Raw genomic sequence first — 25,923 nt, 5'->3', positions numbered from 1 at the left:
GACTGTGGAGGAGCTGGTAGTGAGCGTCGCGTTGTTCACCTTGGGCGGCACCATTGCGATGGTCGGCGACGGCCGACTGACCGGAGCGGAGCTGACTGCCGCCGTACCGGGTCTGGCCGAGCTGGGCCACGCGGTGGAGATCCAGGACGTCGAGAAGGTCTCCAGTGCCAACCTGACGATGGCGAAGATGCTCGAGGTCGTCGACGCCGCTTCGAAGGCCGTCGCCGCCGGCGCCACCGGTGTCGTGGTCACGCAAGGCACCGACTCGCTCGAGGAGACGGCGTTCCTGGTCGATCAGGTGTGGCCGCACCCGCAGCCCTTCGTGCTGACCGGTGCGATGCGCAACCCGACCCTGGCCGGGCCGGATGGACCTGCCAACATCGTGGCCGCGTGCCGCGTCGCCTGCTCCCCCGCTGCCCGCGACCTCGGCGCCCTGGTGGTGTTCAAGGAGGAGATCCACGCCGCCCGCTGGGTACGCAAGACACACAGCACCAGTACGGCGACCTTCGTGTCGCCGAACGTCGGCCCGATCGGTCACGTGGTCGAGGACCAGGTCCGCATCCTCGCCCGGCCCGTTCGCCTGGACGGTGTCCAGGGCAGCGCCGAGCCGGCCGATCTGGACGCCAACCAGGTGGCGCTCTACTCGATGACCATGGACGACGACGGGCTGCTGCTGAAGAACCTGGCCGAGACCCATCGCGGTCTGGTGGTGGCTGGCTTCGGTGTGGGACACGTCCCGGAGAAGCTCGCTCCGGTGCTCGGTGAGCTTGCGGCGGCGATGCCCGTCGTACTGACGTCGCGGACCGGCGCCGGCTCGATCGTGCGGAACACCTACACCTCGGCGGGCTCGGAGATCGACCTGCTGCAGCGCGGACTGATCGACGGTGGCTTCCTCGACCCCTACAAGGCGCGGGTGCTGCTCCGGTTGCTGCTGGCAACCGATGACGACATCACTGCGGCCTTCGCTCAGTACCAGTGAGGGCGTCCGCCTTCATCGTCAGATAGTCGCGCTCGGGCAGGCTCGTCGTACGGCGAGCTGCCGCCCGGAAGTACTCGACCGCCGTCTCGTGGTCGCCGCGCATCTCATGCAGATGCCCGCGCGTCGCATCGAGACGGTGGTTGTCCTTCAGCTCGTCGTCGATCGCCTCCAGCAGCTTCAGTCCGGCGTCGGGTCCGTCGACCATGGCCGCAGCGATCGCGCGGTTGAGCTTCACTATCGGGTTGCCGGACAGGTCCTCCAGCAGTCCGTAGAGCGCATAGATCTGCGGCCAGTCGGTGTCCTCGGCGCGCTCTGCCTCGTCGTGGAGAGCAGCGATCGCGGCCTGCAGCTGGTACTCACCTAGCGGTGGCGCATGGAAGGCTTCGACTGCCAGTGCGACGCCTTCGGTGATGTAGTCCGCGTTCCACAGCGTGCGGTCCTGCTCGGCGAGTGGGATGAGCTCTCCGGCGCTGCCGGTGCGTGCTGCGCGGCGTGCGTCGGTCAGCAGCATCAGGGCCAGCAGACCGGTGACCTGTCCGTCCTTGAGCTGCGCATGCACTGCGCGGGTCAGCCGGATCGCCTCACTGGACAGGTCGTTGCGCTGCAGCTCTGCGCCGCTGCTGCTCGCATAGCCTTCGTTGAACATCAGGTAGAGCACATGCAGCACGTTGCGCAGCCGGTCCGCATCGGCGGTGAGCTCGAAGGTCGCACCCTTGAGCCGGCTCTTCGCCCGGCTGATCCGCTGCGCCATCGTTGCCTCAGGCACCAAATACGCGGTGGCGATCTCGGCGGTGGTGAGTCCGCCGACCGCCCGCAGCGTAAGCGCGATCGCCGACGCCGGGGTGAGCGACGGGTGGCAGCACAGGAACAACAGCCGAAGCGTGTCGTCCTGCTCCTCAACCTCCTCCGGCGGCAGCTCGCGCAACGCGGCGCGTTCCTCGCGGCGGCGTCGGGCCTGGGCCTGCCGCACCTCGTCGATGAACCGTCGCGAGGCAGCCTGAATCAGCCAAGCCTTCGGATTGTCCGGCTGCCCGTCCCGCGGCCACGTGGTCGCCGCCGACAGCAGAGCCTCCTGTACGGCGTCCTCGGCCGCCGCGAAGTCGCCGCAGCGCCGAACGACCACGCCGAGGACCTGCGGCGTCAGCTCACGCAGCAGGTCCTCGAGCGCGTGGTCAGATGTCCCAGAAGTCTGCATCCGACTCCATCAGTCGACGCACCTCGATCGGCTGCTCGATCGGCACGCCACCAGGCCCAGGCGCACTGGACTGCTCCGCGGCGATCTCCAGCGCCCGCTCCTCCGACTCAACGTCGATCAACGTGTACCCGGCCAGGATCTCCTTGGCCTCGGCATACGGCCCGTCCGTCACCACCGGCGCCGTGACACTCGCCGCCCGAACCACCTTCGCATGCTTTGGCCAGGTGAGCCCCTGTACGTCGACCAGTTCACCGTTCTCGCGGAGGCGATCCAGGGTCGCGTTCAGGTGGTCCAGGTGAGCCTGCCGGTCCGCCTCGCTCCACTCGTGCATGGTCGTCGTCGACGTGCCGCCGTCATGGTTCATCAGCAGCAGAAACTTGGTCATCTCAGGTCCTCCTCGGTGAGCATTTACCCGAAGGACGAAGCCGGCACCGGGCCCTCGACATGCTATGCACCCGCAAGGGTCGGTGGGGTATCAGATGGCGTGGGTTCGACCGGAAATCGGGTCTCCACTCCACCGCCCCTCACGCAAAGGTGGGCGCGCTGCTCTTTGTGCGCGAACACCCACTTTGTGAACCCACCAACCATTTCGAGGCGCTCTGCGTGGTTGGTGCGTGCCCAAAGATGCCCAGCATGAACAAAGATGGGTCAGTCGAGGAGGGCGTCTACGAACTGTTCGGGGTCGAAGGGGGCCAGGTCGTCGGCGCCTTCGCCGAGGCCGACCAGTTTGACCGGTACGCCGAGTTCGCGCTGCACGGCGATCACGATGCCGCCCTTCGCCGTACCGTCGAGTTTGGTCAGCACCAGACCGGTGACGTTGATGACCTCGCTGAAGACGCGCGCCTGGGTGAGGCCGTTCTGTCCGGTGGTGGCGTCGATGACGAGCAGCACCTCGTCGACCTCGGCGGACTTCTCGATTACCCGCTTCACCTTCCCGAGCTCGTCCATCAGGCCGGCCTTGGTGTGCAGCCGGCCGGCGGTGTCGATCAGGACGACGTCGGCCTCCTCGGCGATGCCTTCCTTGACCGCGTCGAACGCGATGCTGGCCGGGTCACCGCCCTCCGGGCCGCGCACGGTCCGGGCGCCGACGCGCTCGCCCCAGGTCTGCAGCTGGTCCACTGCCGCGGCGCGGAACGTGTCCGCCGCGCCCAGGAGGACGTGCTTCTCCTCGGCGACGAGCACCCGGGCCAGGCGGCCGACGGTCGTGGTCTTGCCGGTGCCGTTGACGCCGACGACCAGGACAACCGCCGGCTGCGACTCCTTGCGGGTGACGGCGAGCGAGCGGTCCATCGACGGGTTCACCAGCGCGATCAGCTCCTCGCGGAGGATCTCCCGCGCCTGGGCCGGTCCGACTCCTTCGACGCGCATCCGGGTCCGGAGCTTCTCCACCAGCTCCTGGGTCGGCGCAACGCCGACGTCGGCGGTGATGAGGGTGGTCTCGATGTCCTCCCACGCCTCTTCGTCGAGCTTGTCCCGCGACAGCAGCGCGAGCAGCCCCTTGCCGAGCGAACCCTGCGAGCGCGCCAGCCGCGCCCGCAGCCGAACCAGTCGGCCCTGCGCCGACTCGGGCTTCTCGAGCACCGGTGGCTCGGGCAGCTCGGTGTCCTCGAGCGTCCGGGTCGGGGTGTCGCGCGGTGTCTCGGCATCCTCACCGACCGTCGGCTCGGCCGTCTCGAGCGGGGCCGGGCGGTCCGCCGAGGGCAGCGCGGAGCGGCGACGCCGGGTCACGACGAGTCCGGTCGCGCCGCCCAGTACGACCACCGCGACGACGATGATCGCGATCAGGACCTGGTCAGTCAGCAAGGTGACAAGCTCTGGGGTCAACACGGTTCCCCATCTTGGCAGACACCCGGCCCGCCGCCAGCATCCATCAGATCAGCCGTCACGGGAGGTGTACTGCCTGTCGCCGTGCGTGAGTGGGTGCTAGGTCAGGTCTGTGGGTCAGCAGCACCACAGTCCGTCTGCCTGCGGCTTGGAACAGGTCGGCGAGGAGCGCGCGGCCGGTCTCCTCGTCCAGGTGTTCGGTGGGCTCGTCCAGCACGAGTACGTCGCGGTCCGCGAGCAGCAATCGGGCGAACGCGAGCCGCTGTCGCTCACCACCGGACAGCCGAGCCCCGTGCTCGCCGACCATCGTGTCCAACCCGTCCGGCAGTCCTTCGACGAACACTCCGAGCCGGGCGAGGTACAGCGCCCGCCACAACCGCAGGTCGCTGGCTCCGGGGTGGGCGAGCAGCAGGTTCTCCCGGATGGTCGTGTCGAACACATGGCTCTCCTGGGTCAGCAGCCCGACCACCGACCGCACCTGATCGCCTTCGAGGCTCGCCAAATCCACACCGTCCAGGAGCACCTCTCCATCGCGCGGCTCCAAGAACCGGAGCAGGACCGCCGCCAGCGTGCTCTTCCCCGATCCGCTCGCCCCGGTGATCACCACCCGGCTCCCGGCCGGCATGTCCAGGCTCAGCCCATCCAGTACGTCGTCGTCGCTGTACCCGACCCGGAGGTGCTTCACCTCCAGGTCACGCCCGCGCGGCAGCGCCACCGCGGTGGCCGGCTCACGCACCGGCTCGGGGGCGTCGACCAGCTCCTGCACGCGGCCGAGGGCGGCTCGCACCCGAATGGCGAGCTGCGCCGCAGCCGGGATCCCGCCGAGGACATCTGCCAGGGCGAGCGGGGTGAGGACGAGCACGGCGAACACCGCGCCGGTGATGTTCGCCGTGCTGCCCAGAACCAGACCGGCAATGCTCGCGCCGCCCACACACAGCACGAGGAGCGCACCGCCCAGCCCGGCGCTCCAGGCCGAACGGCGCTCCGCCGCAGCCAGCCTGGCGTCACTGGCACTGAAGTCCGCCAGTACGTCGTCGACCGCGTTGAACGCGACGATGTCGCCCGCAGTCAGCAGCGTCTCGGTAGCGGACGCCGCCACGTCGCCCCGCTCCCCCGCCAGCCGCCGCTCAGCACGCGCCGCCGTCCGCGCGGTCAGCCACGGCACGACGGTGCACGCGACCAACACAGCCACCGCGACCGCAGCACCGGCGGTCGGCAGCAGCAGCGCCAACAGAGCCACGGTCGCGAGCGCCGTCACCATCGCGACGGCGACCGGCAACAGCACCCGCAGCCACAGATCGAGGACCGCATCCACGTCAAGCACCAGCCGTGCCAACAGATCGCCCTGCCGACGACCGCTCAACCCGCCAGGCGCGATCCGCTCCAGCCGACCGGTGATCCGCGCCCGGGTCTCCCCCAACACCCGGTACGCCGCATCGTGGCCGGCCAGCCGTTCGACGTACCGGAAGACGCCCCGCCCGACCCCGAAGGCGCGCACAGCCACGATCGGCACCAGCAAGATCAGCACCGGCGGCTGAGCGGCAGCCGTGGTGATCAACCAAGCCGACGTAGCCAGCAACGCCACCGCAGACCCCGCAGCCGCAACCCCCGCCACGAGAGCAAGCACCAACCGCCACCACACTCCCCGCTGCGGCCGCACCAACGCCCAAGTCCCCTTCGTCACGCGATGTGGGGATCGGGGAGTAGGCGGGAGGTGGCTCGCGGGTTGTTGTTGGCGGCTCATGCTGGCACCAGTTCCTGGTTTCCGACGACGACTGTGCGGTCGGCGGCTGCGATCAGGGCGGGGCGGTGGGCTACTAGGAGGACTGTGCGGCCGGTGGCTCGAAGGGTGGCGATGACGGTGGCTTCGCTATCGGCGTCGAGGCCGGCGGTGGGCTCGTCCAGGAGGAGGACCGGGGCTTCGGTGATGAGGGCTCGGGCGAGGGCTACTCGGCGTTGCTGGCCGCCGGAGAGGAGTTGGCCGCGTTCGCCGACTGGTTTGTCCAGGTCAAGGTCGGCGCCGGCCGCCAGAAGGGCCAGGCGGACGGCGTCATCCGTGGCGGTGGGGTTGCCGAGGCGGACGTTGTCGGCGACCGTCCCCATCCGCAGTCCCGGCCGCTGGGGCACCCAGGCGAACTGTCGCCGCCACACAGTCGGATCGAATTCGTCCGCCGCACTCCCACCGACGACAACCACACCCCGCTCCGGTACGACGAAGCCAAGCAGCACTGCGAGCACCGTCGACTTGCCAGCACCGCTTGCTCCGGTGAGCGCGACCACCTCCCCCGGCCGCACCTCCAGGTCGAACCCTTCGAGTGCCGGCTCCGACCTCCCCGGATACCGCACCGACACGTCAAACAACTGCAGAGTGTGAGACCGCAGATCCGGTACGTCGGTCCGCTCGCCCCGCTCCGGCAGTGGCGTCTCCAGCACCCGAAACACCTCCTCGCCGGCCGCAACCCCGTCCGCGCTGGCGTGGAAGTGCATGCCTACCTGACGCAACGGCAGGTAGGCCTCCGGCGCGAGGATCAGCACCATCAGCGCGGTCTGCAGGCCGAGGTGTCCTTCGATCAGCCGGAGCCCAACCCCGACCGCCACCAGCGCCACCGAGATGCTGGCCAGCAACTCCAACGCGAACGACGACAGGAACGCGACCCGCAAACTGCTCATCGACGCAACCCGGTGCCGGTCCGTGACCCGGCGTACGGCGTCCTCCTGGGCCTTCGCCCGACCAAACAGCTTCAATGTCGGCAGACCGGTCACGACATCGGTGAAGTGGTGTGCGAGCACCCCCAGCGCCTGCTGACGCCGTCGGCTGTGTGCCTGGGTCGCCCAGCCGATCAACGCCATGAAGATCGGAATCAACGGCAGCGTGACCACCACCGTCCCGGCCGCGATCAGATCGCCGGTCGCCATCCAGCCGACCACTCCGGCCGGAACTGTTGCCGCGAGCACCAATTGCGGCAGATACCGGGCGAAGTACGGATCGAGGTCGTCGAGTCCCTTGGTCAGCAGCGTGGTCAGCGCACTGCTGCGCTCACCGCTCAGCCACACCGGACCAAGCTTCAACGCATGCTCCAGCACCTGGCGACGCAGTGTGGACTTCACTGCGGCCGCAGCGCGCTGCGCCACCACCTCCTGCAGCCACAGCAGCGCCGCACGCCCAGCCACCACCGCAGCCAGCGCCCACGCAACCCCTGTCACGTCCGCACCGTGCAGCACCGCTCCCGCAATACCCTGCGCCAACAGGACCGCCTGCACGATGATCAGCGCCCCACTGGCGATGCCGATCAGCACCGACGCCACCAGGAAGCTCCGCGCCGCCTTGGCCCGGCGCAGCAACCGTGGATCGAGGGGCTTCATGCCACCACGACCCGCTTGCGGAAGACCCAGTAAGTCCAACCCTGGTAGAGCAGAACCAGCGGCGTGAAGATCGCCGCGATGATCGTCAGGATCTTCAGCGTGTACGCCGTCGATGCCGCCTCGACCGCGGTCAGCGTCGACTGGGGATCCAGGGTGGACGGGATCACCACCGGGAACAGCGCGGCGAACAGCGACACCACGGTCAGGCCGGTAGCAACCGCCGTACCGGTGAAGGCCCAGCCCTCGCGGCCGAATCGGTTGGCTACCAACCCGCCGACGAAGGTCACCGCAGCCGCAACCGCGACGACCGCCGAGCCAGTGTCACCGCGTAGGGCCTGCGCCCACCAGAGGAAGGCGACCGCCAGCAACGCGGTCACCAGGCCGAGCCGCCTAGCCAGCCGGTTCGCCCGCTCCCGCAGGACGCCGTCGGTCCGCAATGCCAGGAAGATCGCACCGTGGGTCGCGAAGACCGCCACGAACGTCACTCCGCCGAGCAGCGCGAACGGCCCGAACAGATCGCCGAGACTGCCGACGAACTCATGTGAGCCGTCCAACGGAACGCCGCGGACCACGTTGGCGAAGATGATCCCCCAGAGCAGCGCAGGCACCACCGAGCCGATCGTGATCAGCGTGTCCATTCGGCCACGCCACTCCAGGTCGGCCCGTTTCCCGCGGTACTCCAGTGCGACGCCACGCAGGATCAGCGCGACCAGGATCGCGAACAGCGGCAGGTAGAAACCGCTGAACAGCGTCGCGTACCAGTCCGGGAAGGCCGCGAATGTTGCCGCACCGGCCATCACCAGCCACACCTCGTTACCGTCCCAGACCGGGCCGATCGTGGTGATCGCCGCCCGCCGCTCGGGTTCGTCCCGGCCGATCACCCGCAGCAGCGCGCCGACCCCGAAGTCGAAACCCTCCAGCACGAAGTAGCCGGTCCACAGCCCCGCGATCACGAGGAACCAGACAGTCGTGAGCTCCATCAGTCAGCCCTTCAGTACGCGAACGACAGTGGTTTGTCGGCGGGTTCGGAATCGTCGTCCGGTGCGGAACCCGGTGCCGGGGTGTCCGTCCCGGCCAGGCCGGCCCGGATGGTGCGGAGCATCAGCTTCACCTCGACCACCGCGAGCACGCCGTACAGGACGGTGAAGCCGGCCAGTGAGGTGATCACCTCAGCGGCCGTGGTGCCCGGTGAGACGCCCGATGCGGTGGGCAGCAGCCCGAACACCAGCCACGGTTGGCGTCCGGTCTCGGTGAAGATCCAGCCGAAGCAGTTCGCCACCAGTGGCATCAGGGGTAGTGGTGCGACCGTCCAGATCAGCCACTTGGCCGGCGCCCGGCCCTTCCTGGTTGCCCAGAGCAACCACAGCGCGATCCCCCCGGACGCCAACCCGACGCCGATCATCAACCGGAACGTCCAGTACGCCAGCGGGATGTTGGGACTGTAGGAGCCCGGGCCGTAGAGCTTCTCGTAGGCCTCCTGCAGCGAGTCGATGCCCTTGACCTCGCCGTCGAAGTGGCCGGTGCCGAGGAACGACAGCAAGTACGGCACCTTGACCGAGAAGATCTCCTTCGAACCGTCCAGCGTGCCGATCGTGAACACCGAGAACGACGCCGGCTTCTCGGTCTCGTAGAGCGCCTCGGCGGCCGCCATCTTCATCGGCTGCACCTCGGTCATCACCTTGCCTTGCTGGTCACCGCTGATCGCGACCCCGGCGCTGGCCGCGAGCACGATCACCGCGCCGATCTTCAGCGCCGTCCGGAACACATCGCGGTCCACGTCGGGCCGCCGGAGCAGGTGCCACAGCGCGACCGCGGCGACGAACGCACCGCCGACCATGAAGGCGGCGAAGATCGTGTGTGGGTAGGTGACGAGCACGACCTTGTTGGTGAGCACCGCCCCCAGATCGGTCAGCTCGGCCCGGCCGCGCTCGGCGTTGTAGCGGAAACCGACCGGGTTCTGCATCCAGGAGTTGGCGGCCAGGATGAAGTACGCCGACAGCTGCGTGCCCAGCACCACCATCCAGATGCAGCCGAGGTGCACGAGCTTCGGCAGCCGGTCCCAGCCGAACATCCACAACCCGATGAAGGTCGACTCGACGAAGAACGCGAGCAGCCCCTCCAGCGCCAGTGGCGCGCCGAACACGTCACCGACGAAGCGCGAGTAGTCGCTCCAGTTCATCCCGAACTGGAACTCCTGGACGAGGCCGGTGACCACGCCCATCGCGATGTTGATCAGGAACAGCTTCCCGTAGAACTTGGTCAGCCGGAGGTACTTCTCCTTGCCGGTCCGGTACCACGCGGTCTGCAGACCGGCGGTGATCGCGACCAGCGCGATCGTCACCGGGACGAAGAAGAAGTGGTACACGGTGGTGACGGCGAACTGCCACCGGGCCAGATCCAAGGTGTCCACGAGCCCTCCAGACACGTCTACGACGTTGCGTAGTAGATCGTAGCGCAGATCTACTACAACGCGTAGTTATACTGGTCACGTGACCAGTGAGGAGAAGGCCCCGCGACCGCTCGGCGATCTCGAGCGCGTCGTCATGGAGCAGCTGTGGGCGGCGCCGGACGCGCTCACCGTGCGCGCGGTCTACGAGCAGGTCTCCACCACCCGCGACCTGGCCTACACGACCGTGATGACCGTGCTGGACCGGTTGGCGAAGAAGAAGCTAACCGAGCGCGAGCGCGACGGCAAAGCCTGGCGGTACCGGGCTGCCGCGCCCCGTGAGGAGATGGCCGCCGACCTGATGCGCGACGCACTCGACCGCGCTGGTGATCGCCGTGAGGCGCTGGTCCGGTTCGTCGACCAGGTGAGTGACGAAGAGGCCGAGCTGCTCCGAGAGGCGCTGGCCAGGTTGGAGGAGCGGGAGGGGTGATCACCCCGGTCCTGCTCGCCGTACTGGCCCTGGCGCTCACCGGACCGGCGCCGGCCCTGCTGGCACGTTCTGCCTGGCCGTACCGGGTCCCCCGCGCCGCGGTCGCACTGTGGCAGGCGATCGCACTCGCCGCCGTACTGGCCGCACTCGGTGCCGGTATTGCGCTCTCCTACTCGACAGCCGGTCAGCCGGGTGAGCCACGCTTCAACCCGTCGTCGCCCCGCGACCTCTTGGCTGCAGCAATCCTCGCGATGACCGCGCTGGTTGTACTGCGTCTTCTGTGGGCCACCGGGAAGGTGGCCGTCGGCACTCGGGCCCGACGCCGCCGGCATCGCGACCTGGTCGACGTACTGGCCACTCCGGACGGTCTGATCCCCGGACTGCGCGTTCTGGCTGAAGAGACTCCACTCGCCTACTGCCTGCCCGCGATCAGCGGCCACCGGGTGGTCGTCTCCGTCGGCGCACTCGACCGGCTCGACGGCACCGAGCTCAAAGCCGTCCTCGCCCACGAGCAGGCACACCTGCGGGCGCGACACGACCTGGTCCTGGAGGCGTTCACCGCACTCCACGCGGCCTTCCCGCGCTGGGTGCGCAGCGAGGTCGCGCTCGAACAGGCCCGCACGCTCGTAGAGCTACTCGCCGACGACGACGCCCGCCGCCGCAACGGTCCGCGCCCACTGGCCCGGGCATTGGTCGCACTGGCCGGCTCCCCCGCCCCTGAGGCCGGTCTCGCCGCTGCAAAATCATCTACTGTCCTGCGAGTCCAACGACTGGCCGACCCCGAGCCGGGGAACACTGCACTTGCCGTCGGCACCTATACCGTCGCCGCCCTGTTGCTGGTCGTGCCGACCATCACCGTCGCGGCCCCTATCGTGCAGGCAATCGTCAACGCCGTCAGCTGAGGAGCCCCCCATGGACAGCACCGCCCTCGACCAGGCCGTCCGCGACCTCACCGATGCGAAGGACCGCTGGGCCGAGCTGCCCATCGCGGGCCGGATCGGCTATCTCGATCGGATCCGGTCCCTGCTCGCGGAGCGTTCGGACCGCTGGGTCGCCCTGGCAGCAGAAGCCAAGGGGCTGCGCGAAGACTCGCCGCTGCTCGGCGAGGAGTGGCTGGCGGGCCCGTACGGCGTACTGACCTGGCTGGCTGCCATCTCGGAGACGCTGCAGGCGATCGACGCCGGCACGGATCCGCTGCGAGGGTCTGTCGTGAGCGAGCGCGCCGACGGTCAGACGGTGGTGCGCGTCGCGCCGCACGACTTCAACGAGTGGCTGCTCCTCAACGGCTTCAGCTCCGAGGTGTGGATGCAGCCTGGCGTCACGGCTGCGAACGTCCGCGACCACCTCGGTTCCGCATATCGCGGCCCGCGTGCCGCCGGCAAGGTCGCGCTGGTGCTCGGTGCTGGGAACGTCTCGTCGATCGCACCGCTCGACGTGCTCTACAAGCTGTACGCCGACAACGAGGTCGTGATCTGCAAGCTGAACCCGGTGAACGACTACCTCGGCCCGCTGTTCGAGGAGATCTTCGCCCCGCTGATCGCGGACGGCTTCCTCCGCTTCGTCAACGGCGGCGCGGACGTCGGCGAGTACCTCTGCACCCACCCCGGCGTCGACAGCATCCACGTGACCGGCAGCGAGCGCACCCACGACGCGATCGTGTACGGCGTCGGTCCCGAGGCCGCGGCCCGTCGGGAACGCGACGAACGCGTCAACCCGAAGCCGGTCACGTCGGAGCTCGGCGGGGTCGGCCCGACGATCGTCGTGCCCGGCCCGTGGTCGAAGGCCGACATCGCCTTCCAGGCCGAGCACATCGCCACCCAGAAGCTGCAGAACAGCGGCTTCAACTGCATCGCCGCGCAGGTCTTGGTACTGCCCGAGGGGTGGGAGCACACCGAGGCGCTGACCGTCGCCGTACGGGACGCTCTCGCCCGGGCTGAGCAGCGACCGGCCTACTACCCCGGTGCCGACGATCGGCGGCAGGGTGTGAACGACGCCTACCCACAGGCGGAGACGCTGGCCGGCAGCCGCACCCTGGTGCCTGGGATCGACGCCGCGGACCCGAAGGCCTACGCGTTCACGACCGAGTTCTTCGCACCGGCACTGGCCACCACCTCGCTGCCCGCCGGATCAGCCGCCGACTTCCTGGACCAGGCGGTGACCTTCGCGAATGAGCAGCTCCACGGCACGCTTGGCGCCAACCTCCTGATCCACCCGAAGACGATCCGCCAGCTCGGTCCGAAGCTCGACGACGCGGTGGCTGCCTTGCGCTACGGCACGGTCGGGGTCAACGCCTGGACCGCAGTCGGCTACAGCAGCCCGCGCGCGACCTGGGGCGCATTCCCCGGTCACACGCCGGACGACGTACAGAGCGGGATCGGTGTGGTGCACAACGCGCTGCTCTTCGACCGCCCGCAGAAGACCGTCGTCCGCGGGCCGTTCACCCCGTTCCCCCGCTCGATCAGCGCGGGCGAGTCGTCGATGTCACCGCGCCCGCCATGGTTCGTCACCAACAAGACCTCGCTCGTCACCTCGAGGCGGCTCGCCCGGTTCGCAGCCGACGGGAAGCTACGTCACCTCCCCGGCATCCTGCTCTCAGCGATGCGCGGCTGATCCCGTCGGCCGGTAGCGCAGCAGGGACCCGTGCTCGCCCCACGCGCGCGCCTCGATCAGCTCGAGGCCCAGCGTCGAGCCGTCGGCGGGGAACACGCCGCGCCCCGCACCGAGCAGGATCGGGCAGACCCGCAACTCGATCTCGTCGACGAGGCCGGCGGCGAGCAACGAGTGGAACAGCGAGATGCTGCCCCACAGGATGATGTCCTTGCCGTCCTCGGCCTTCAGCGCGCGGCGTGGCCGTCGAGAGTGACGTACTCCTGGAAGATGAGCTGTCTCATCCGGGGAGGTTAGCCGAAGTGTTTGCCTTCGCCGCGGGCGACAGCGAGCAGGACCAGTCCGGCCAGCACGAGTAGAACAACCATGGTTACAACGAACGTCAGCACTTCTCTCCCCGATTTCCCCACACGATCCCCAGCATCTATCGGGTGGACGTGTTCAGCCTCGCAAAAGTTCCCCATACGCCTTGGTGATCTCGGCCACCGACCACTGCAGGGTGTTCGGAGTGATCACCAGCTCGAGCCACGACCAGCCCGGTACGGCGGCCGGCTGCCAGCCAGCGCAGATCGACTCGCGGGTCCGCTCCATGCGGTCGACCGCGGCGGCGTCCATCGCCGCGGCGTCCCGTGGTGCGTACACCTGGAACGAGTTGGTGTGCGGCGGGTCGGGCACCACGCGATAACCCTCACCCTGCAGAGCCGTGGCCACCTCGACCGCACGCTCATACAGCTCGCCCATCAGCGGGAGCGCAGTGCGCAGACCCTCGCGTGCAGCAACGGCGTACGGGAGCATCGTGTACAGGTTGCCGCCGAGTCGGCGCTGCCAGCGTCGGGCCTCGGCTATCAGGTCCTCGGGCCCGGCCAGGACCGCACCGGCCAATCCGCCAAGACCCTTGTAGAACGACACGTACACCGAGGTCGCCAGCGCGGAGATCTCCGCCAGGCTGTGCCCCAGGTACGGCGTGCTCTCCCACAGGCGGGCGCCATCGAGATGCAGCGGTACGCCGCGGTCCGCGCAAGCGGCCGCGAATACCACCAGCTCGTCCCAGGTGGGCAGCAGGAATCCCGGGTCGCGCAGCGGCAGCTCCAGCGTCACCGCGGCGAGCTTGCCGGGAATCGCGGCCAGCTCGTCCGGCCGCGGCTGCCGTGGGTCGGAGGTGAGCCGCTCGATCCGAAGCTGGTGCACCTCCTCCAGCGCGTTCAGCTCATGAACCAGGAGGTGCGACTGCCCGTGGACGGCGACCCGCTTGGTCCCGGCACGGTCGGCGTATACGCGCAGGATGCTCTGCTGCGCCATGATGCCGGACGGCATGAACACCGCCGCCGGCTTGCCGAGCAGGTCGGCGACCTCCTGCTCCACGGCCTCGATGTCACCACCGTGGCCGTAGCTGTCGTACTTCTCCTCAGTAGCCGCCTCGGCCAGGCGCCGCAACCGCTCCGGCGCCGGCACGAAGGCATGTGACAACCAGCGGTCACAGTTCTCGCTGGCGGACTTACGACGGTCTCGGAGGTCGTCTGCGGAGGTAGCCACGAGTCCATCCTCTCGTGCGCCGCAAGAAGATTTTCAGACCGTCGTCGTGACCACGTGCTCGCCCTGCACGGTCTTGATCTCCACCGACTTCACCTGGTCCGGTGGCACCAGCACTCCACCACCGAAGCGGCTGCCGTCGCGCGCAGCTTTGTCAGAGATGAGCCAGCTGCCCGCAGTCCACGTCTTCCCGGCCTTGTCGGTCACGAGCATCACGCACTCGGCACCAGGCTTCAGACCGGTGATCTTGACCTGGATCCAGGCCCAGCCTTCCCGGGGCTCCACTGTGGTCGCCATCGTCGTCCCGGTCGCCGCATCCGTCGCCGTAACCTGCCTGGAACCCGGAACGGGCGCATCAGCCTGGTCGACGGTCTGACGACCGATCAGCACGCCGCCGCCCAGCACACCCGCCACCAGGACCACTGCGGCCGCGACCAGCAGCCACGGCTTCCACTGGTTCTTCTGACGGACAGGCTTTGCGGTCTCCCGCACCTCGCGCAGCGTGCGCTGCAACAGCAGGTCACCGTCCTCGGGCGGCCCGTCCAGGAACGCCTCCGGCGGCACCTCGCCGAGGAACTCCTTCATCTCCTCGAGCTCGGCCAGCTCGGCCTGGCACTCGGCACACGTGGCCAGGTGCTCATCCACCTCGCGCCGCTCGGCGGCGTCCAGCGCATCCAACGCGTAGGCACCCAGTTGTGAGTGGTCATGCTCAGTCATCGGGCCACCTCCCCGTTGTGTCCGGCCATCACCGCGCGCAGAGCTCGGAGGGCGTAGTACGTTCTTGATTTCACGGTACCCGGCGGCACCCCGAGTTCTTTGGCCGCCTCTGCCACCGAGCGGTCCCGGTAGTACAGCTCGACCAGCACCTCGCGGTGCTCGGGTGATACCTGATCCAGGGCACCCAGCACCACCATGGTGTTCACCACCGACTCTGAATGATCCCGCTCGACCGGAGGCTGGTCGACCACGTCCGCCACCTCGACAGGTCGCGCGGCTCGCGCTCTGGCCCGGTCGGTGACGATATTGCGCGCCACCGTCAGCAGCCAGCCCCGCACCGAGCCCTTGGACTGGTCCAGGTCGTCTGCGTGCTTCCACGCCCGGACCAGCGTCTCCTGTACGACGTCCTCGGCCGCGGCCCGGTCGCCGGTCAGGCGGGTCGCGTACGCCAGCACGCTACGACCGTGCTCGGCGTACAGGTTGCGGACGAACGTCTCGCCCGCATCCGGACCCTGGTAGGCACTCACCGACGGAACGATAGCGGGTGCCCAGGCCGGGAAGAACTCAGTAGCCGGCGTTGCCATCGTTCGAGGGCTGGGTCGTGATCTTCTTACCGTCCGGGCCGACCACCCACCAGATCCCGCCAACAGCCTGTCCCTTGGTGTCGCCGCCCTTGCCGTCACCCGCGAACAGGTAGATCGGCAGTCCGCCGACCGCCAGCTGCTTGCTGCCGTCGGAACGGGTGATCGTCGTCACCTCGACCCCGTCGAGTTTCGGCGTGCTGTCGCCGGCCGCTACCGCCGGCCACTTCGCGAGGCACTCCCCCTCACAGTTGGACTTGCCGGCCGTGTCCTTGTCGAACACGTACACGGTCCGTCCGTTGCCATCGACAAGGATCTTGCCGAGTCCGCTGTCCGCGGTCTTCAGCTGCGCCGCGGACTGCGACGTACTGGTGCTGGGGTTGCTCCCCGCGCCCGTGTCGTCACCACAAGCAGTCAGCGCACCGAGCCCCAGCACGATCGCTCCCACCACACCGGCCACACGCTTCATCAGGTCCTCCTCGGAATGTCCGTTGAACACCTGCCATACGTGCCGATCCGGCTAGTGGTTCAATCGCGTTATGAGCCAAGAGATTCCGGCCGCGGTCCAGCGTGCGCTCACCGCGATCGACCAGCAGGACAACGACGCGTTCGTGGCAGCCTTCGCCGACGACGGGTACGTCGACGACTGGGGCCGCCAGTTCCGCGGCCACGACGGTATCCGGTCCTGGAGTGACAACGAGCTGATCGGCAAGCGGGCGACGTTCACCGACACCCGCGTGTCCACACCAGGCAATCCGATCACCCTGGTGACTCAGGTGGGCGGTGACGGCTTCAACGGCCCGTCCCACTTCACCTTCGACGTCCAGGGCGATCAGCTTGCCTCGATGACCATCACGGCCTGAGCAGTACCTTCCCGGTGCGGTCCGGCTGCCGCGAGTGCTGCACTGCCTTGGCGAACTCCGCCACGGGGTAGGTCGCCGCGACCCGCGCCCGCAGTACGCCGTCCACGGTCAGCCGGGCCAGTTCGCCGTACGTCTGCTCGATCTCACTCGCAGGTGTCTGCTCAAGCCAGTTAGGGATCCACAGGCCGCGCAGCTGCAGCTGCTGGAAGATGTGGTCACCCAAACCGACAGCTGGCGCTTGGCCGGTCACTGACGAGTAGCTGACCACAGTGCCGCCAAACGCGGCCCAATGCGCCAGTGCGCCGACTGTTGAGTCCCCGGCGCCGTCGAGCACCAGCTCGAACCGGTCCGTCCCCAGTGCGGATCGGATGCGCTCACTGAGGTCGTCACCGTCGACCAGGACCACGTCGGACTCCAGTCCCTCCGCGGCTTCCGGTCGCCGTACGACGCTGAGCACCTTGAGCCCGGCGTGTTTCGCCAGCGCGGTCACGTACTGCCCGACCGCGGAGTTGCCCAGGTTCTGGCCGATCCAGTCACCCGGTTTCAGATCGACGAACTTGGTCAGCGCGAGGTGCGCCGTCAACGGGTTGGTGCCGACCATCGCCAGCTGCAACGGATCGCCGCCGTCCGGGATCGGTACGACGTTCGTCGCCTTCACCACGACCTGGTCGGCCCAGGTGCCCTGCTCGTAGTTCGGCAGGATCAGCACGCGCCGTCCGTGCAGGGCCGGGTCGACGGCGGTACCCACCTCGGTCACCCGCCCGATGCCTTCGGTGCCGAGATCGAACGGCACCTTGGGCAGGTAGCCGTAGTTGCCAGAGGCAAGCATCGTGTCGACCGGGTTGATCGTGGCCGCCTCGATCGCGACCAGCACGTCGCCCGGCCCGACCGGGTCTGCGGCGGATTCGAGGACCGAGCTGTCGAGCAGCTCGCCCAGTGCCTTCAGGACTACCTTCATCGTGCTGCTCCTGTCGTGAGAACCATCCGGAATCGGGCCGCGCCGGACATCATCCGGGCGTAGGCCTCCGCGGCCTGCTCGAGCGGGACCCGCTCGACCATCGGCCGCACGTCACGGGCGAGGGCGAACGCGAGGTTCGCCTCGTTCTCGCTCGGGGTGCCGGTGAGCGACCCCTCGATCGACCGGCCACCGAAGATCAGCGCGCCGGTGCCGACCTCGATCGGGTCGGCGGCCGCGCCGAGCACGATCAACTTGCCGCGCAGGCCGAGCCCCTCGACCAGCGGTGACATCGAGGCGCCACTGGCCGCGGTCGCGACGATCACCTGGGCACCGCCGAGCTCCTGCAACGCCTTGCCCGGGTCGACCGCCGAGCTGTCGATGTAGTCGGTCGCGCCGAGCTTGAGCGCCAGTTCGCGCTTGTCCACACCGCGAGCGATCGCGACCACGCGCAGGCCGAGCTTGGCGGCGTACTGGATGGCGAGATGGCCGAGCCCGCCGATGCCCTGCACCGCTACGAGACCACCCGGGCCGGCCGCGCCCTTGCGCAGACCGTTGAACACCGTGATGCCCGCGCACAGCAGAGGCGCTGCCTCCGCCGCATCCCACTCATCCGGTACGGCGACCAGTCCGCTCGCCGGCGCGGTCAGGTACTCGGCGTACCCGCCGTCGATGGTGTCGCCGGTGACGGGCTGGTCGGTGCAGAACACGAAGTCGCCGCGGCGGCAGCTCTCGCAGACACCGCAGTGTCCGGCGAGGAAGCCGACACCGGCGCGTTGGCCGACGGTCCAGTTCGCGACCCCGGTGCCGACCGCGTCGATCCACCCGACCACCTCGTGGCCCGGGACCACCGGCGTACCGGCTGGACGGCTGCCGTTCAGGTTGTGCACGCCCAGGACGTCGCTGTGACAGACCCCGCAGGCCTCGACCCGGATCCGCACCTGGCCGGCGCCGGGTGCGGACAGCTCGCGCTCGACCTGTTGGAAGGCTCCGTCGAGAGCCTCGATCGCGCGATAGGTAGCCATGATTCTCCTCTAAGACGGTCGGTCATCTTGGATTACTCAAGAGAAAGCCGCCCTCGTCTGAGGACGGCTGAAATTCAGGCCAGCAGAGAGCTGAAGGTGAGGTCGAAGAAGATCTCGAAGGCCTCGCCGGACTTGTCCGCCCGGGCCCGCAGGATCGCGCCCTCCCAGGCGCTGGTCAGGTAGCGAGCGGTCCGCTCGGGATCGAGGCCGGCGCGGATCTCCCCCGCTGCCTGCCCCGCCGCGATCGTCTCGGCCAGCGCCGACGACCAGTAGTCCAGGCCACCCTTCACCCGCAACCGCAGCGGCTCACTGTGGTCGACCACCTCGGCCGCGAAGTTCCCGTACATGCACCCCTTGGTGTACTCCGACAACTCCGCCCCCAATGACTCGAAGTGCCGCCGGATCCGCACCACCGGCGCCAGCGACTCGTCCCGCAACAACGGCACCGGCCGCGTCTCGCCGTACCGCTCCAGCGCCACCGCGGCGAGTGCCTCTTTGCTCTCGAAGTGGTTGTAGAACGACCCCTTCGGCACCCCCGCCCGGTCAGTGATGTCCTTCACCGCCGCCGCGTTGAACCCCCGCTCCAGGAACAACTCCACCCCGGACTCGAGGATCTCCTCCCGCATACTCCGTCTGGCCATGAACCCAATATGACCGGTCGTCTCAGCAATTGCAAGCGGTTCAGACCGAGTAGACGGTCAACACGTCGTCGAGCCCCCGGAAGTCCGCCGGATTCCGCGTGTACAGCGGGAGGTTTCGGCTCGACGCCGTAGCGGCGATCATCAGATCCATCCGCCGCGGCCGCGGATCTCGGCCTGCTGCGACCGTCAACGCCACCAAGGTCCCGTACCGCGCCACGGCATTCCCGTCGAAAGGCAGCGGGTCGAACATTCGCGCCGCCGAGGCCAGCACCTCAGCCCGAGCCGCGCGAGTGAACGGATCCTTCGCCATACTGACGCCCTGGTGCAGTTCTGCCAGCGAGACGGCCGCCAACTCCCAACGCTCGGGGAGGTCTGCAGTCTCCAGATCCAGCAAGTCGATGTAGGTGCAGGTGTCCAGAACACCCACCGATGGCAGCTCGCTCATACGCGCTCGAACGGATCGTCATCATCCCCGAGGCGGTCTTCGGAACCGAAGAACTCATCCGCCTCTCTCCGCATCGCCGCGGCGTCGATGCGAGGCAGGAGCCGGGCCTGAGCCAGCAACTCCTCGGTCGTCGGCTGACGCCGCCTGGTCAGCGGACGCAACTCCGCGACCTCAGTGCCGTTCCTGGTGATGTGGTAGGTCTCGCCGGCCTCGACAGCATCCATCACCGCCGCGGACTGATTGCGGAACTCCCGCTGAGTAATCACCTTCATGAATCAAGCGTAGCGCGGTGAGACACACCGCGCTGCAGCTACACCGGTTCGGGTTCGCGGATGCGTTGGGAGATGACCGCGGAGACGCCGTCGCCGCGCATGGTGACGCCGTACAGGGCGTCGGCGACCTCCATGGTGCGCTTCTGGTGGGTGATGACCAGGAGCTGGCTGTTCTCGCGGAGTTCTTCGTAGATCTCCAGGAGGCGGCCGAGGTTGGTGTCGTCGAGGGCAGCCTCGACCTCGTCCAGGATGTAGAAGGGCGAGGGGCGGGCCTTGAAGAGGGCGACCAGGAAGGCGACCGCGACCAGGGAGCGCTCGCCACCGGAGAGCAGTGAGAGGCGCTTGACCTTCTTGCCGGGTGGGCGGGCCTCGACGTCGATGCCGGTGGCGAGCATGTCGTCGGGGTCGGTGAGGATCAGGCGGCCTTCGCCGCCGGGGAAGAGCCGGCTGAAGACGTGCTGGAAGGCGATCTCGACGTCGCGGTAGGCCTCGGTGAAGACCTGTTCGACGCGGTCGTCGACCTCCTTGACGATGTCCATCAGGTCGCGGCGGGACTTGCGCAGGTCCTCGAGCTGCTCGGACAGGAAGCGGTGCCGCTCCTCCATCGCGTCGAACTCCTCGAGCGCGAGCGGGTTGATCCGGCCCAGCTGGTTCAGCGAGCGCTCGGCGGACTTGAGGCGCTTCTCGACCTTGGCGCGGTCGAAGGGTTCGCCCTCGAGCTCCAGGGTGTTGTCGTCGCCGTCCTTGGGCAGCGGCGGCACCAGCTGGTCGGGACCGTACTCCGCGACGAGCGCCTCGACCGCGATACCCAGCTCGCCGAGCGCCTTCTCGTACAGCTGCTCGAGCCGCATCTTCTGCTCGGCCCGGGCCAGCGCGTCGCGGTGGACGGTGTTCGTCAGCTGCTCCAGCTCGGAGCTCAGGTTGCGGGTGGCGGACCGGGCTTGCGCGAGCGCCTGCTCGCGGTCGGCGCGCTGGGCCTGGATCGCGGCCCGCTCGGTCGCGGCCAGGTGCAGCGAGTTCTCCAACCGGGCCAGCACGTGACCGGTCGCGAGGTGGACAGCCTGCGCGGCCTCGGACTGGCGAGCCCGGCGAGCAGCACGAGCGACCGCACGGGCGCGCGCTTCGCGCTCCTGGCGAGCCGAACGCTCCAGCTGGTCAGCCCGGCCGGACAGTGCCCGCGCCCGCTCCTCGGTGGTGCGCAGCGCGAGCCGCGCCTCCATCTCGGCGGCACGCCCGGCCTTGGCGGACTCGGAGAGCTGGTCGCGGGTCGACGTGTCGGGCTCGTCGCCGTCCTCGTCGAACATCTCGGCGTCGGTCAGCCGCTCTTCGAGCTCGGCCAGACCGGACAGGTTCTTGTCGCGCTCGGCCTCGGCCGCGGCGATCGCCTCGGCCATCCGCTGCGCCTCGCCACGGGACGCCTTGGCCAGCGACCCGAAGTGCGCGAGCTGCTCGGCCACCGCCGCCATCGCGGCATCCGACTCGTGCAGCCGGGCCAGCGTGATCTCGACGGACTCCTTCTGCCGGGACCGCTCGTCCTCCATGCCGGCCAGCTCGAACCGCAGCCGCTCACTGCGCGCTGTCGCCTCGACCAGCTTCTCGGCGGCCTCGTCGACGGCCGACTGCACCTCGATCAGGCTCGGGGCCGCGTCAGATCCGCCGTACGCGAAGTGCGCACCCAGTACGTCGCCCGCTCGCGTCGAGCACGTGACGTCGGGCAAACCGCGGACCAGCGACTGCGCCGCCGGTACGTCGTCCACGATCGCGACCTTGCGGAGCAGTCGGCGCAACGCGGGGCGCAGGTTCTGCGGGCACTCCACGACATCGACGGCGTACACGGCGCCGTACGGCAGGGTCGGCCAGCTCGGGTAGTCGTCGGTCGGCGCGTCGCCCAGGAGCATCCCGGCGCGGCCGAGGTCGTGCTCCTTCAGGTGACCGACCGCAGCCAGCGCAGCGTCGGCATGGGTGATGGCGACCGCGTCGGCGGCCTCGCCGAGGGCGGCCGCGATGGCCGTCTCGTACCCGGAGCGCACGCTCAACAGAGCCGCGACCGAGCCCATCAGGCCGTTGACCTGCTCAGAGGCGGCTAGCAGAGCGCCGGCGCCGTCCTTGCGGTTCAGGCCTAGCTCCAGCGCCTCCTTGCGGGCGCTCAGACCGGTCCGCTCACGCTCGGCGTCCCGCTCCTCAGCGCGGAGCTTGGCCAGCCGCTCGTCCAGCTCGTCGAGAACCGACTGAGCCGCCTCGTACTGATCGTCGAGACCGCGCTCGCCGGCATCCAGCCCGGCGACCTGGGTCTCCAGTGCGGTGAAGTCGTGCTGCGCCTTGGCCGCCCGGGCCTCGGCTTCGTTCATGTTCGTGGCGAGGCGGCCGATCTCGGACTCGGCGGCGGCCGCGCGGCTCTTCAGCGCATTCACCTGACCGGTCAGCCGGGCCAGGCCCTCGCGGCGGTCGGCGGCAGCCCGGATGAGCGCGGAGATCCGGCGCTCCTCCTCGGCCTCCTGGTTCTCCAGCACCTGGCGCCGCTCGACGGCCTCGGCCAGCAGCTCGGAGTGGGCCTCGACCTCGGCCTCGATCTGGGCCTCGGTCTCGCGCACCCGGGCCGCCTCGAGCTCGAGCTCCTCCGGGTCCCGGCCGGAGCGCGGGCCGTCGTCGGCCTCGTCGTTCAGCGAGCGGATCCGGTCGGCGGCGATCCGGGCGGTGCCCTTGATCTTCTCGCCGAACCCGGACAGCTGGTACCAGGTGTCCTGTGCGGCCTGAAGCGCCGGCGCGTCCTCGCGGAGCGCCTCCTCGAGCTCGGCCTCCAGGTCGCGCGCCTCGCGCAACTTGGCCTCGATCTCGGTACGGCGTTCTGTCATCCGCGCCTCGTCGGCCAGCTCGGCCTCGAGCGCGGACTGGGCCTGGACGATGTCGTCGGCGAGCAACCGGGCCCGGCCGTCGCGGACCTCGGCCTGGATCGTCACCGCCCGGCGCGCCACCTCCGCCTGGCGCCCGAGCGGCTTCAGCTGGCGACGGATCTCCTGGATCAGGTCACCGAGCCGGTGCAGGTTGCCCTCGGTGGCCTCCAGCTTCCGGATCGCCTTCTCTTTACGTTTGCGGTGCTTGAGGACACCGGCGGCCTCCTCGACGAAGCCGCGGCGGCCCTCCGGGGTCGCGCGCAGGATCGAGTCGAGCTGGCCCTGGCCGACGATGACGTGCATCTCGCGGCCGATACCGGAGTCGCTGAGCAACTCCTGGACGTCCAGCAGCCGGCAGCTCTGGCCGTTGATCTGGTAGTCCGAGCCGCCGTTGCGGAACATCGTCCGGCTGATCGTGACCTCGGCGTACTCGATCGGGAGCGCGCCGTCGGTGTTGTCGATGGTGAGCACCACCTCGGCGCGGCCCAGCGGGCTGCGGCCGGAGGTGCCGGCGAAGATGACGTCCTCCATCTTGCCGCCGCGCAGGGATTTGGCGCCCTGCTCACCCATCACCCAGGCGAGGGCGTCGACGACGTTGGACTTACCGGAGCCGTTCGGGCCGACGATGCAGGTGATCCCCGGTTCGAAGTTCATCGTCGTGGCCGACGCGAACGACTTGAAGCCTCGGAGCGTCATGCTCTTGAGATACAAAGCGATGCTCTCCAACCCGTGAAAGGACAGACGATACCGAAGGAACCGTCGCAACTCGTAACGCTGTCGCTACCCGGGGAAGTAGTTCCGTCGCACAGTCTACAAAGCGCCGTACGCGAAACCGTGGAGGCCTACCGGTCGGAGCGGCAGGCGGGTGGATGGGGGAGCACAACATTTGCGGACAGGCACAACCGGCGGAGGCCCGGACGGGGGCCACCGCCGCCATCGTGCGGTAGTTCAGGTGCGGCCCGGTCCTCAGACCGTGGCAGGAGTGCGCAGAGCCTCGTCGACTGTCAGCAGCCGGCCCTCGTGGACCTGTGCGACGAGATGGTCGTTCTCTGCCTGCAGGCGCATCACGTGCGCCTCCAGATCGGCGACACGCCGGTTGAGCAGACGAACCTGCTCAAGCATGCGCGGGTCAGTGCCTCCAAGATGCCCTAGAAGAGCCTTGGCCATTGTGCTGTCCTCCGGAAGGGTTCTGGCCGGGTGTGCGCACCCCTGCTCAGATCGCGATGGGGAGCGCTGAAAATGTGTACCGTCTTTCAGGGTGACACCCGTAAGGCGGGCGGTCAACCTGGGCCACACTTATTAACAATACCTCGCTCACCAGCGGACGAGCCGCGGAACCGGCTGGCATCTCGGACAGCGGTACGACGAACGGTTCATGAACGGCTCGCGGCGGATCGGGCGGCCGTCCCGGGGGCACGGTGAACCCTCCTGCCCGTAGACGTTCAGACCGCGTTCGAAATAACCCGATTCGCCGTTCACGTTGACGTACAGGGCGTCGAAGCTGGTCCCGCCGACGTCCAGCGCCGCGGCCATCACCTCATGGGCGTGGCGGAGAATTTCCCTTGCCTGCAAGGGTTTCAGCGACTCGGTGGCCCGCGCGTAGTGCAGTTTCGCGCGCCACAACGCCTCGTCGGCATAGATGTTGCCGATCCCGCTGACCACGGTCTGGTCCAGCAGGGCCCGCTTCAGGCCGGTCTTGCGGCGCCGGAGCGCGGCGGCCGCGGCCTCGGCGTCGAACAAAGGATCGAACGGGTCCCGGGCGATGTGGGCGATCTCGGCGGGCAGCTCGGCACCGCCCTCGGAATAGGACAGACCACCGAACATCCGCTGGTCCACAAAGCGGACCTCTCCGCCGTCGTCGGCGAAGCGGATCCGGACCCGCAGGTGGGCCTCGTCCGGCGCGCCGACCGGCTGGACCCGGAACTGGCCGCTCATCCCGAGGTGGGTGAGGACCGCGTCACCCGAGGTGAGCGGCAGCCAGAGATACTTCCCGCGCCGGGCCGGCTCCGCGAACACCTGCCCCTTGAGCCGGGCGACGAAATCGTCCGGCCCGGCGGCATGACGCCGTACCGGGCGGGGGTGCAGGACCTCGACCGCGTCGATCGTCCGGCCGGTGGTGAAGTCCGCCAGACCGCGGCGGACGACCTCTACCTCAGGAAGCTCGGGCACCTAGGGCTGCTGGGAGGGATCCGTGCTGTCGGGATGCGCGGCGCGCAGGGCCTTCCAGGCGGTCTCGGCGGCCTGCTGCTCGGCTTCCTTCTTGCTCCGGCCGATGCCGTGACCGTAGGTGTCGGCACCGATCCGGACCCGCGCCTCGAAGGTCTTGGCGTGGTCGGGACCGGACTCGGCGATCACGTACTCCGGGACGCCGACGCCGAGCTGGGCGACCAGCTCCTGCAGTGACGTCTTCCAGTCCAGGCCGGCGCCGAGCCGGGCCGAGGACTCCATCAGGTCGTCGAACAGCCGGTGCACGACGCTGCCGGCCACCTCGAACCCGCGGTCCAGGTAGACGGCGCCGATCAGCGCCTCGACGCAGTCGGCCAGGATCGACGACTTGTCCCGGCCGCCGGTGGCTTCCTCCCCGCGGCCGAGCCGCAGGTACTTGCCCAGTTTCAGCTCGCGGGCGACCCCCGCGAGGGCGCGCATGTTGACCACGGCGGCGCGCAGCTTGGCCAGCCGGCCCTCGGAAAGGTCCGGATGGTTGCGGAACAGCGACTCCGTGACGATGACCCCGAGCACGGAGTCCCCGAGGAACTCCAGCCGCTCGTTGGTCGGCAACCCGCCGTTCTCGTACGCGAACGAACGGTGGGTGAAGGCGTGCTCCAGCAAATTGTCAGCCAGCGCTACGCCGAGCCGTTCGTTCAGCTCGGCGTAGAGCCCCCCATGCGCCGAGGCAGGCTCAGCGTTGACCGATGAATTCACTGATGGGTGCCGTTTAGCTCTCGACGACCTGGCGACGCTCGCCCTTCGCGCCGTACTGGCCGCAGGTGGGGCAAACGGTGTGCTGCAGGTGCTTGGCGCGGCAGGCGGGGTTCACGCAGGTCACCAGCGCCGGCGCAGTGGTCTTCCACTGAGCCCGGCGGTTGCGGGTGTTGCTGCGCGACATCTTCCGCTTCGGAACGGCCACGGTTATGACTCCTCGGTTCGGCCGGGGGCTGG

At 68.9% G+C, this 25,923-nt stretch carries 27 protein-coding genes; 5 read left to right on the top strand and 22 right to left on the bottom strand.

Features of this window, described 5'->3' with window-relative positions:
* The first annotated feature begins 19 nt into the window (after positions 1-19).
* Complete coding sequence (locus tag ABD231_RS22930; protein WP_344155483.1) at positions 20-979, top strand: asparaginase; 960 nt, start codon at positions 20-22, stop codon at positions 977-979.
* On the opposite strand, the gene ABD231_RS22925 is transcribed toward ABD231_RS22930, so the two are convergent.
* From ABD231_RS22925 to ABD231_RS22895, 7 genes are all read right to left on the bottom strand, one after another.
* Entirely contained in the window at positions 951-2,174 is a 1,224-nt protein-coding gene (locus tag ABD231_RS22925) for an RNA polymerase sigma factor (protein WP_344155481.1), read from the bottom strand. The genes ABD231_RS22930 and ABD231_RS22925 overlap by 29 nt on opposite strands.
* A complete protein-coding gene (locus tag ABD231_RS22920; RefSeq protein ID WP_344155479.1) occupies positions 2,152-2,559 on the bottom strand; it encodes a YciI family protein in 408 nt (135 codons plus the stop codon). Before ABD231_RS22920 ends, ABD231_RS22925 begins: the two co-directional genes overlap by 23 nt.
* A 263-nt stretch (positions 2,560-2,822) precedes the next feature.
* Positions 2,823-4,001, bottom strand: coding sequence for a signal recognition particle-docking protein FtsY (ftsY, locus tag ABD231_RS22915; RefSeq protein ID WP_344155477.1), 1,179 nt, complete (start codon positions 3,999-4,001; stop codon positions 2,823-2,825).
* 55 nt (positions 4,002-4,056) lie between these two features.
* Positions 4,057-5,625 (bottom strand): thiol reductant ABC exporter subunit CydC, encoded by a 1,569-nt coding sequence (gene cydC / locus ABD231_RS22910; protein ID WP_344155474.1) that lies wholly within the window; start codon positions 5,623-5,625, stop codon positions 4,057-4,059.
* Positions 5,626-5,738: 113 nt separating this feature from the next.
* Positions 5,739-7,361 carry a thiol reductant ABC exporter subunit CydD gene (gene cydD / locus ABD231_RS22905; RefSeq protein WP_344155471.1) on the bottom strand — a complete coding sequence of 541 codons (1,623 nt, stop codon included), beginning with the start codon at positions 7,359-7,361 and terminating at the stop codon, positions 5,739-5,741.
* A complete protein-coding gene (cydB, locus tag ABD231_RS22900) occupies positions 7,358-8,341 on the bottom strand; it encodes a cytochrome d ubiquinol oxidase subunit II (protein ID WP_344155468.1) in 984 nt (327 codons plus the stop codon). Before cydB ends, cydD begins: the two co-directional genes overlap by 4 nt.
* Positions 8,342-8,352: 11 nt before the next feature.
* Positions 8,353-9,771, bottom strand: a complete 1,419-nt coding sequence (locus ABD231_RS22895; protein WP_344155465.1) for a cytochrome ubiquinol oxidase subunit I — start codon at positions 9,769-9,771, stop codon at positions 8,353-8,355.
* Positions 9,772-9,850: 79 nt separating this feature from the next.
* Here ABD231_RS22895 and ABD231_RS22890 point away from each other — a divergent pair, with 79 nt between their 5' ends.
* Genes ABD231_RS22890 through ABD231_RS22880 form a run of 3 tightly spaced genes read left to right on the top strand, consistent with a single transcriptional unit; the run spans position 9,851 to position 12,847 of the window.
* Positions 9,851-10,237 (top strand): BlaI/MecI/CopY family transcriptional regulator, encoded by a 387-nt coding sequence (locus ABD231_RS22890; RefSeq protein WP_344155462.1) that lies wholly within the window; start codon positions 9,851-9,853, stop codon positions 10,235-10,237.
* Positions 10,234-11,139, top strand: coding sequence for a M56 family metallopeptidase (locus ABD231_RS22885; protein ID WP_344155459.1), 906 nt, complete (start codon positions 10,234-10,236; stop codon positions 11,137-11,139). Before ABD231_RS22890 ends, ABD231_RS22885 begins: the two co-directional genes overlap by 4 nt.
* Before the next feature lie 10 nt (positions 11,140-11,149).
* On the top strand, positions 11,150-12,847 hold the full coding sequence (locus tag ABD231_RS22880; RefSeq protein WP_344155456.1) for an aldehyde dehydrogenase family protein: 1,698 nt from the start codon (positions 11,150-11,152) through the stop codon (positions 12,845-12,847).
* Here ABD231_RS22880 and ABD231_RS22875 read toward each other — a convergent pair.
* The 5 genes from ABD231_RS22875 to ABD231_RS22855 all read right to left on the bottom strand — a co-directional run bounded on the left by ABD231_RS22875 (position 12,830) and on the right by ABD231_RS22855 (position 16,141).
* Positions 12,830-13,075, bottom strand: a complete 246-nt coding sequence (locus ABD231_RS22875; protein ID WP_344155838.1) for a dihydrofolate reductase family protein — start codon at positions 13,073-13,075, stop codon at positions 12,830-12,832. The genes ABD231_RS22880 and ABD231_RS22875 overlap by 18 nt on opposite strands.
* A gap of 210 nt (positions 13,076-13,285) precedes the next feature.
* The gene (locus ABD231_RS22870) at positions 13,286-14,377 is read right to left on the bottom strand and encodes a threonine aldolase family protein (RefSeq protein ID WP_344155453.1); all 1,092 of its coding nucleotides are present in this window, start codon (positions 14,375-14,377) and stop codon (positions 13,286-13,288) included.
* A 33-nt stretch (positions 14,378-14,410) separates the two neighbouring features.
* Positions 14,411-15,091 carry an anti-sigma factor family protein gene (locus ABD231_RS22865; RefSeq protein WP_344155450.1) on the bottom strand — a complete coding sequence of 227 codons (681 nt, stop codon included), beginning with the start codon at positions 15,089-15,091 and terminating at the stop codon, positions 14,411-14,413.
* Positions 15,088-15,618 (bottom strand): sigma-70 family RNA polymerase sigma factor, encoded by a 531-nt coding sequence (locus ABD231_RS22860; RefSeq protein ID WP_344155447.1) that lies wholly within the window; start codon positions 15,616-15,618, stop codon positions 15,088-15,090. The genes ABD231_RS22865 and ABD231_RS22860 overlap by 4 nt, the downstream gene beginning before the upstream one ends.
* A 37-nt stretch (positions 15,619-15,655) precedes the next feature.
* Positions 15,656-16,141 (bottom strand): COG4315 family predicted lipoprotein, encoded by a 486-nt coding sequence (locus ABD231_RS22855; protein WP_344155444.1) that lies wholly within the window; start codon positions 16,139-16,141, stop codon positions 15,656-15,658.
* Positions 16,142-16,211: 70 nt separating this feature from the next.
* On the opposite strand from ABD231_RS22855, the gene ABD231_RS22850 reads away from it, so the two are divergent.
* Positions 16,212-16,535, top strand: a complete 324-nt coding sequence (locus ABD231_RS22850) for a nuclear transport factor 2 family protein (RefSeq protein WP_344155442.1) — start codon at positions 16,212-16,214, stop codon at positions 16,533-16,535.
* Here the strand turns inward: ABD231_RS22850 and ABD231_RS22845 are convergent.
* From ABD231_RS22845 to rpmF, 10 genes are all read right to left on the bottom strand, one after another.
* Positions 16,525-17,493, bottom strand: a complete 969-nt coding sequence (locus ABD231_RS22845) for a zinc-dependent alcohol dehydrogenase family protein (RefSeq protein WP_344155439.1) — start codon at positions 17,491-17,493, stop codon at positions 16,525-16,527. The two genes, ABD231_RS22850 and ABD231_RS22845, sit on opposite strands and share 11 nt — an antisense overlap.
* Positions 17,490-18,515, bottom strand: a complete 1,026-nt coding sequence (locus tag ABD231_RS22840) for an alcohol dehydrogenase (RefSeq protein ID WP_344155436.1) — start codon at positions 18,513-18,515, stop codon at positions 17,490-17,492. Before ABD231_RS22840 ends, ABD231_RS22845 begins: the two co-directional genes overlap by 4 nt.
* A 74-nt stretch (positions 18,516-18,589) precedes the next feature.
* Positions 18,590-19,156, bottom strand: coding sequence for a TetR/AcrR family transcriptional regulator (locus ABD231_RS22835; protein WP_344155433.1), 567 nt, complete (start codon positions 19,154-19,156; stop codon positions 18,590-18,592).
* A 40-nt stretch (positions 19,157-19,196) separates the two neighbouring features.
* Positions 19,197-19,601, bottom strand: a complete 405-nt coding sequence (locus tag ABD231_RS22830) for a type II toxin-antitoxin system VapC family toxin (RefSeq protein WP_344155431.1) — start codon at positions 19,599-19,601, stop codon at positions 19,197-19,199.
* Positions 19,598-19,873: a type II toxin-antitoxin system Phd/YefM family antitoxin gene (locus ABD231_RS22825; protein ID WP_344155428.1), complete on the bottom strand. Its 276-nt coding sequence runs from the start codon at positions 19,871-19,873 to the stop codon at positions 19,598-19,600. The genes ABD231_RS22830 and ABD231_RS22825 overlap by 4 nt, the downstream gene beginning before the upstream one ends.
* A 38-nt stretch (positions 19,874-19,911) precedes the next feature.
* Positions 19,912-23,460, bottom strand: coding sequence for a chromosome segregation protein SMC (smc, locus tag ABD231_RS22820; RefSeq protein ID WP_344155425.1), 3,549 nt, complete (start codon positions 23,458-23,460; stop codon positions 19,912-19,914).
* A 270-nt stretch (positions 23,461-23,730) separates the two neighbouring features.
* Complete coding sequence (locus tag ABD231_RS22815; RefSeq protein WP_238176310.1) at positions 23,731-23,886, bottom strand: hypothetical protein; 156 nt, start codon at positions 23,884-23,886, stop codon at positions 23,731-23,733.
* Between the two features lie 192 nt (positions 23,887-24,078).
* Positions 24,079-24,933, bottom strand: coding sequence for a bifunctional DNA-formamidopyrimidine glycosylase/DNA-(apurinic or apyrimidinic site) lyase (mutM, locus tag ABD231_RS22810; RefSeq protein ID WP_344155420.1), 855 nt, complete (start codon positions 24,931-24,933; stop codon positions 24,079-24,081).
* Positions 24,934-25,686, bottom strand: coding sequence for a ribonuclease III (gene rnc / locus ABD231_RS22805; protein WP_344155417.1), 753 nt, complete (start codon positions 25,684-25,686; stop codon positions 24,934-24,936).
* A gap of 13 nt (positions 25,687-25,699) precedes the next feature.
* Positions 25,700-25,891, bottom strand: coding sequence for a 50S ribosomal protein L32 (gene rpmF / locus ABD231_RS22800; RefSeq protein WP_132408468.1), 192 nt, complete (start codon positions 25,889-25,891; stop codon positions 25,700-25,702).
* Between the last annotated feature and the right edge of the window lie 32 nt (positions 25,892-25,923).

The sequence above is a fragment of the Kribbella yunnanensis genome (assembly GCF_039529655.1).
Lineage (GTDB): Bacteria > Actinomycetota > Actinomycetes > Propionibacteriales > Kribbellaceae > Kribbella > Kribbella yunnanensis.
This window is presented reverse-complemented; position numbering and strand designations above follow the sequence as displayed.

Excerpts from the sequence above, each read along its gene's own strand:
- ABD231_RS22835 (WP_344155433.1), bottom strand. The coding sequence starts at position 19,156 with ATGGCCAGACGGAGTATGCGGGAGGAGATCCTCGAGTCCGGGGTGGAG.
- ABD231_RS22850 (WP_344155442.1), top strand. The coding sequence starts at position 16,212 with ATGAGCCAAGAGATTCCGGCCGCGGTCCAGCGTGCGCTCACCGCGATC.
- cydB (WP_344155468.1), bottom strand. The coding sequence starts at position 8,341 with ATGGAGCTCACGACTGTCTGGTTCCTCGTGATCGCGGGGCTGTGGACC.
- smc (WP_344155425.1), bottom strand. The coding sequence starts at position 23,460 with ATGACGCTCCGAGGCTTCAAGTCGTTCGCGTCGGCCACGACGATGAAC.
- ABD231_RS22845 (WP_344155439.1), bottom strand. The coding sequence starts at position 17,493 with ATGAAGGTAGTCCTGAAGGCACTGGGCGAGCTGCTCGACAGCTCGGTC.
- ABD231_RS22925 (WP_344155481.1), bottom strand. The coding sequence starts at position 2,174 with ATGCAGACTTCTGGGACATCTGACCACGCGCTCGAGGACCTGCTGCGT.
- ABD231_RS22865 (WP_344155450.1), bottom strand. The coding sequence starts at position 15,091 with ATGACTGAGCATGACCACTCACAACTGGGTGCCTACGCGTTGGATGCG.
- ABD231_RS22815 (WP_238176310.1), bottom strand. The coding sequence starts at position 23,886 with ATGCTTGAGCAGGTTCGTCTGCTCAACCGGCGTGTCGCCGATCTGGAG.
- ABD231_RS22830 (WP_344155431.1), bottom strand. The coding sequence starts at position 19,601 with ATGAGCGAGCTGCCATCGGTGGGTGTTCTGGACACCTGCACCTACATC.
- ABD231_RS22880 (WP_344155456.1), top strand. The coding sequence starts at position 11,150 with ATGGACAGCACCGCCCTCGACCAGGCCGTCCGCGACCTCACCGATGCG.
- ABD231_RS22825 (WP_344155428.1), bottom strand. The coding sequence starts at position 19,873 with ATGAAGGTGATTACTCAGCGGGAGTTCCGCAATCAGTCCGCGGCGGTG.
- cydD (WP_344155471.1), bottom strand. The coding sequence starts at position 7,361 with ATGAAGCCCCTCGATCCACGGTTGCTGCGCCGGGCCAAGGCGGCGCGG.
- ABD231_RS22855 (WP_344155444.1), bottom strand. The coding sequence starts at position 16,141 with ATGAAGCGTGTGGCCGGTGTGGTGGGAGCGATCGTGCTGGGGCTCGGT.
- ABD231_RS22920 (WP_344155479.1), bottom strand. The coding sequence starts at position 2,559 with ATGACCAAGTTTCTGCTGCTGATGAACCATGACGGCGGCACGTCGACG.
- ABD231_RS22840 (WP_344155436.1), bottom strand. The coding sequence starts at position 18,515 with ATGGCTACCTATCGCGCGATCGAGGCTCTCGACGGAGCCTTCCAACAG.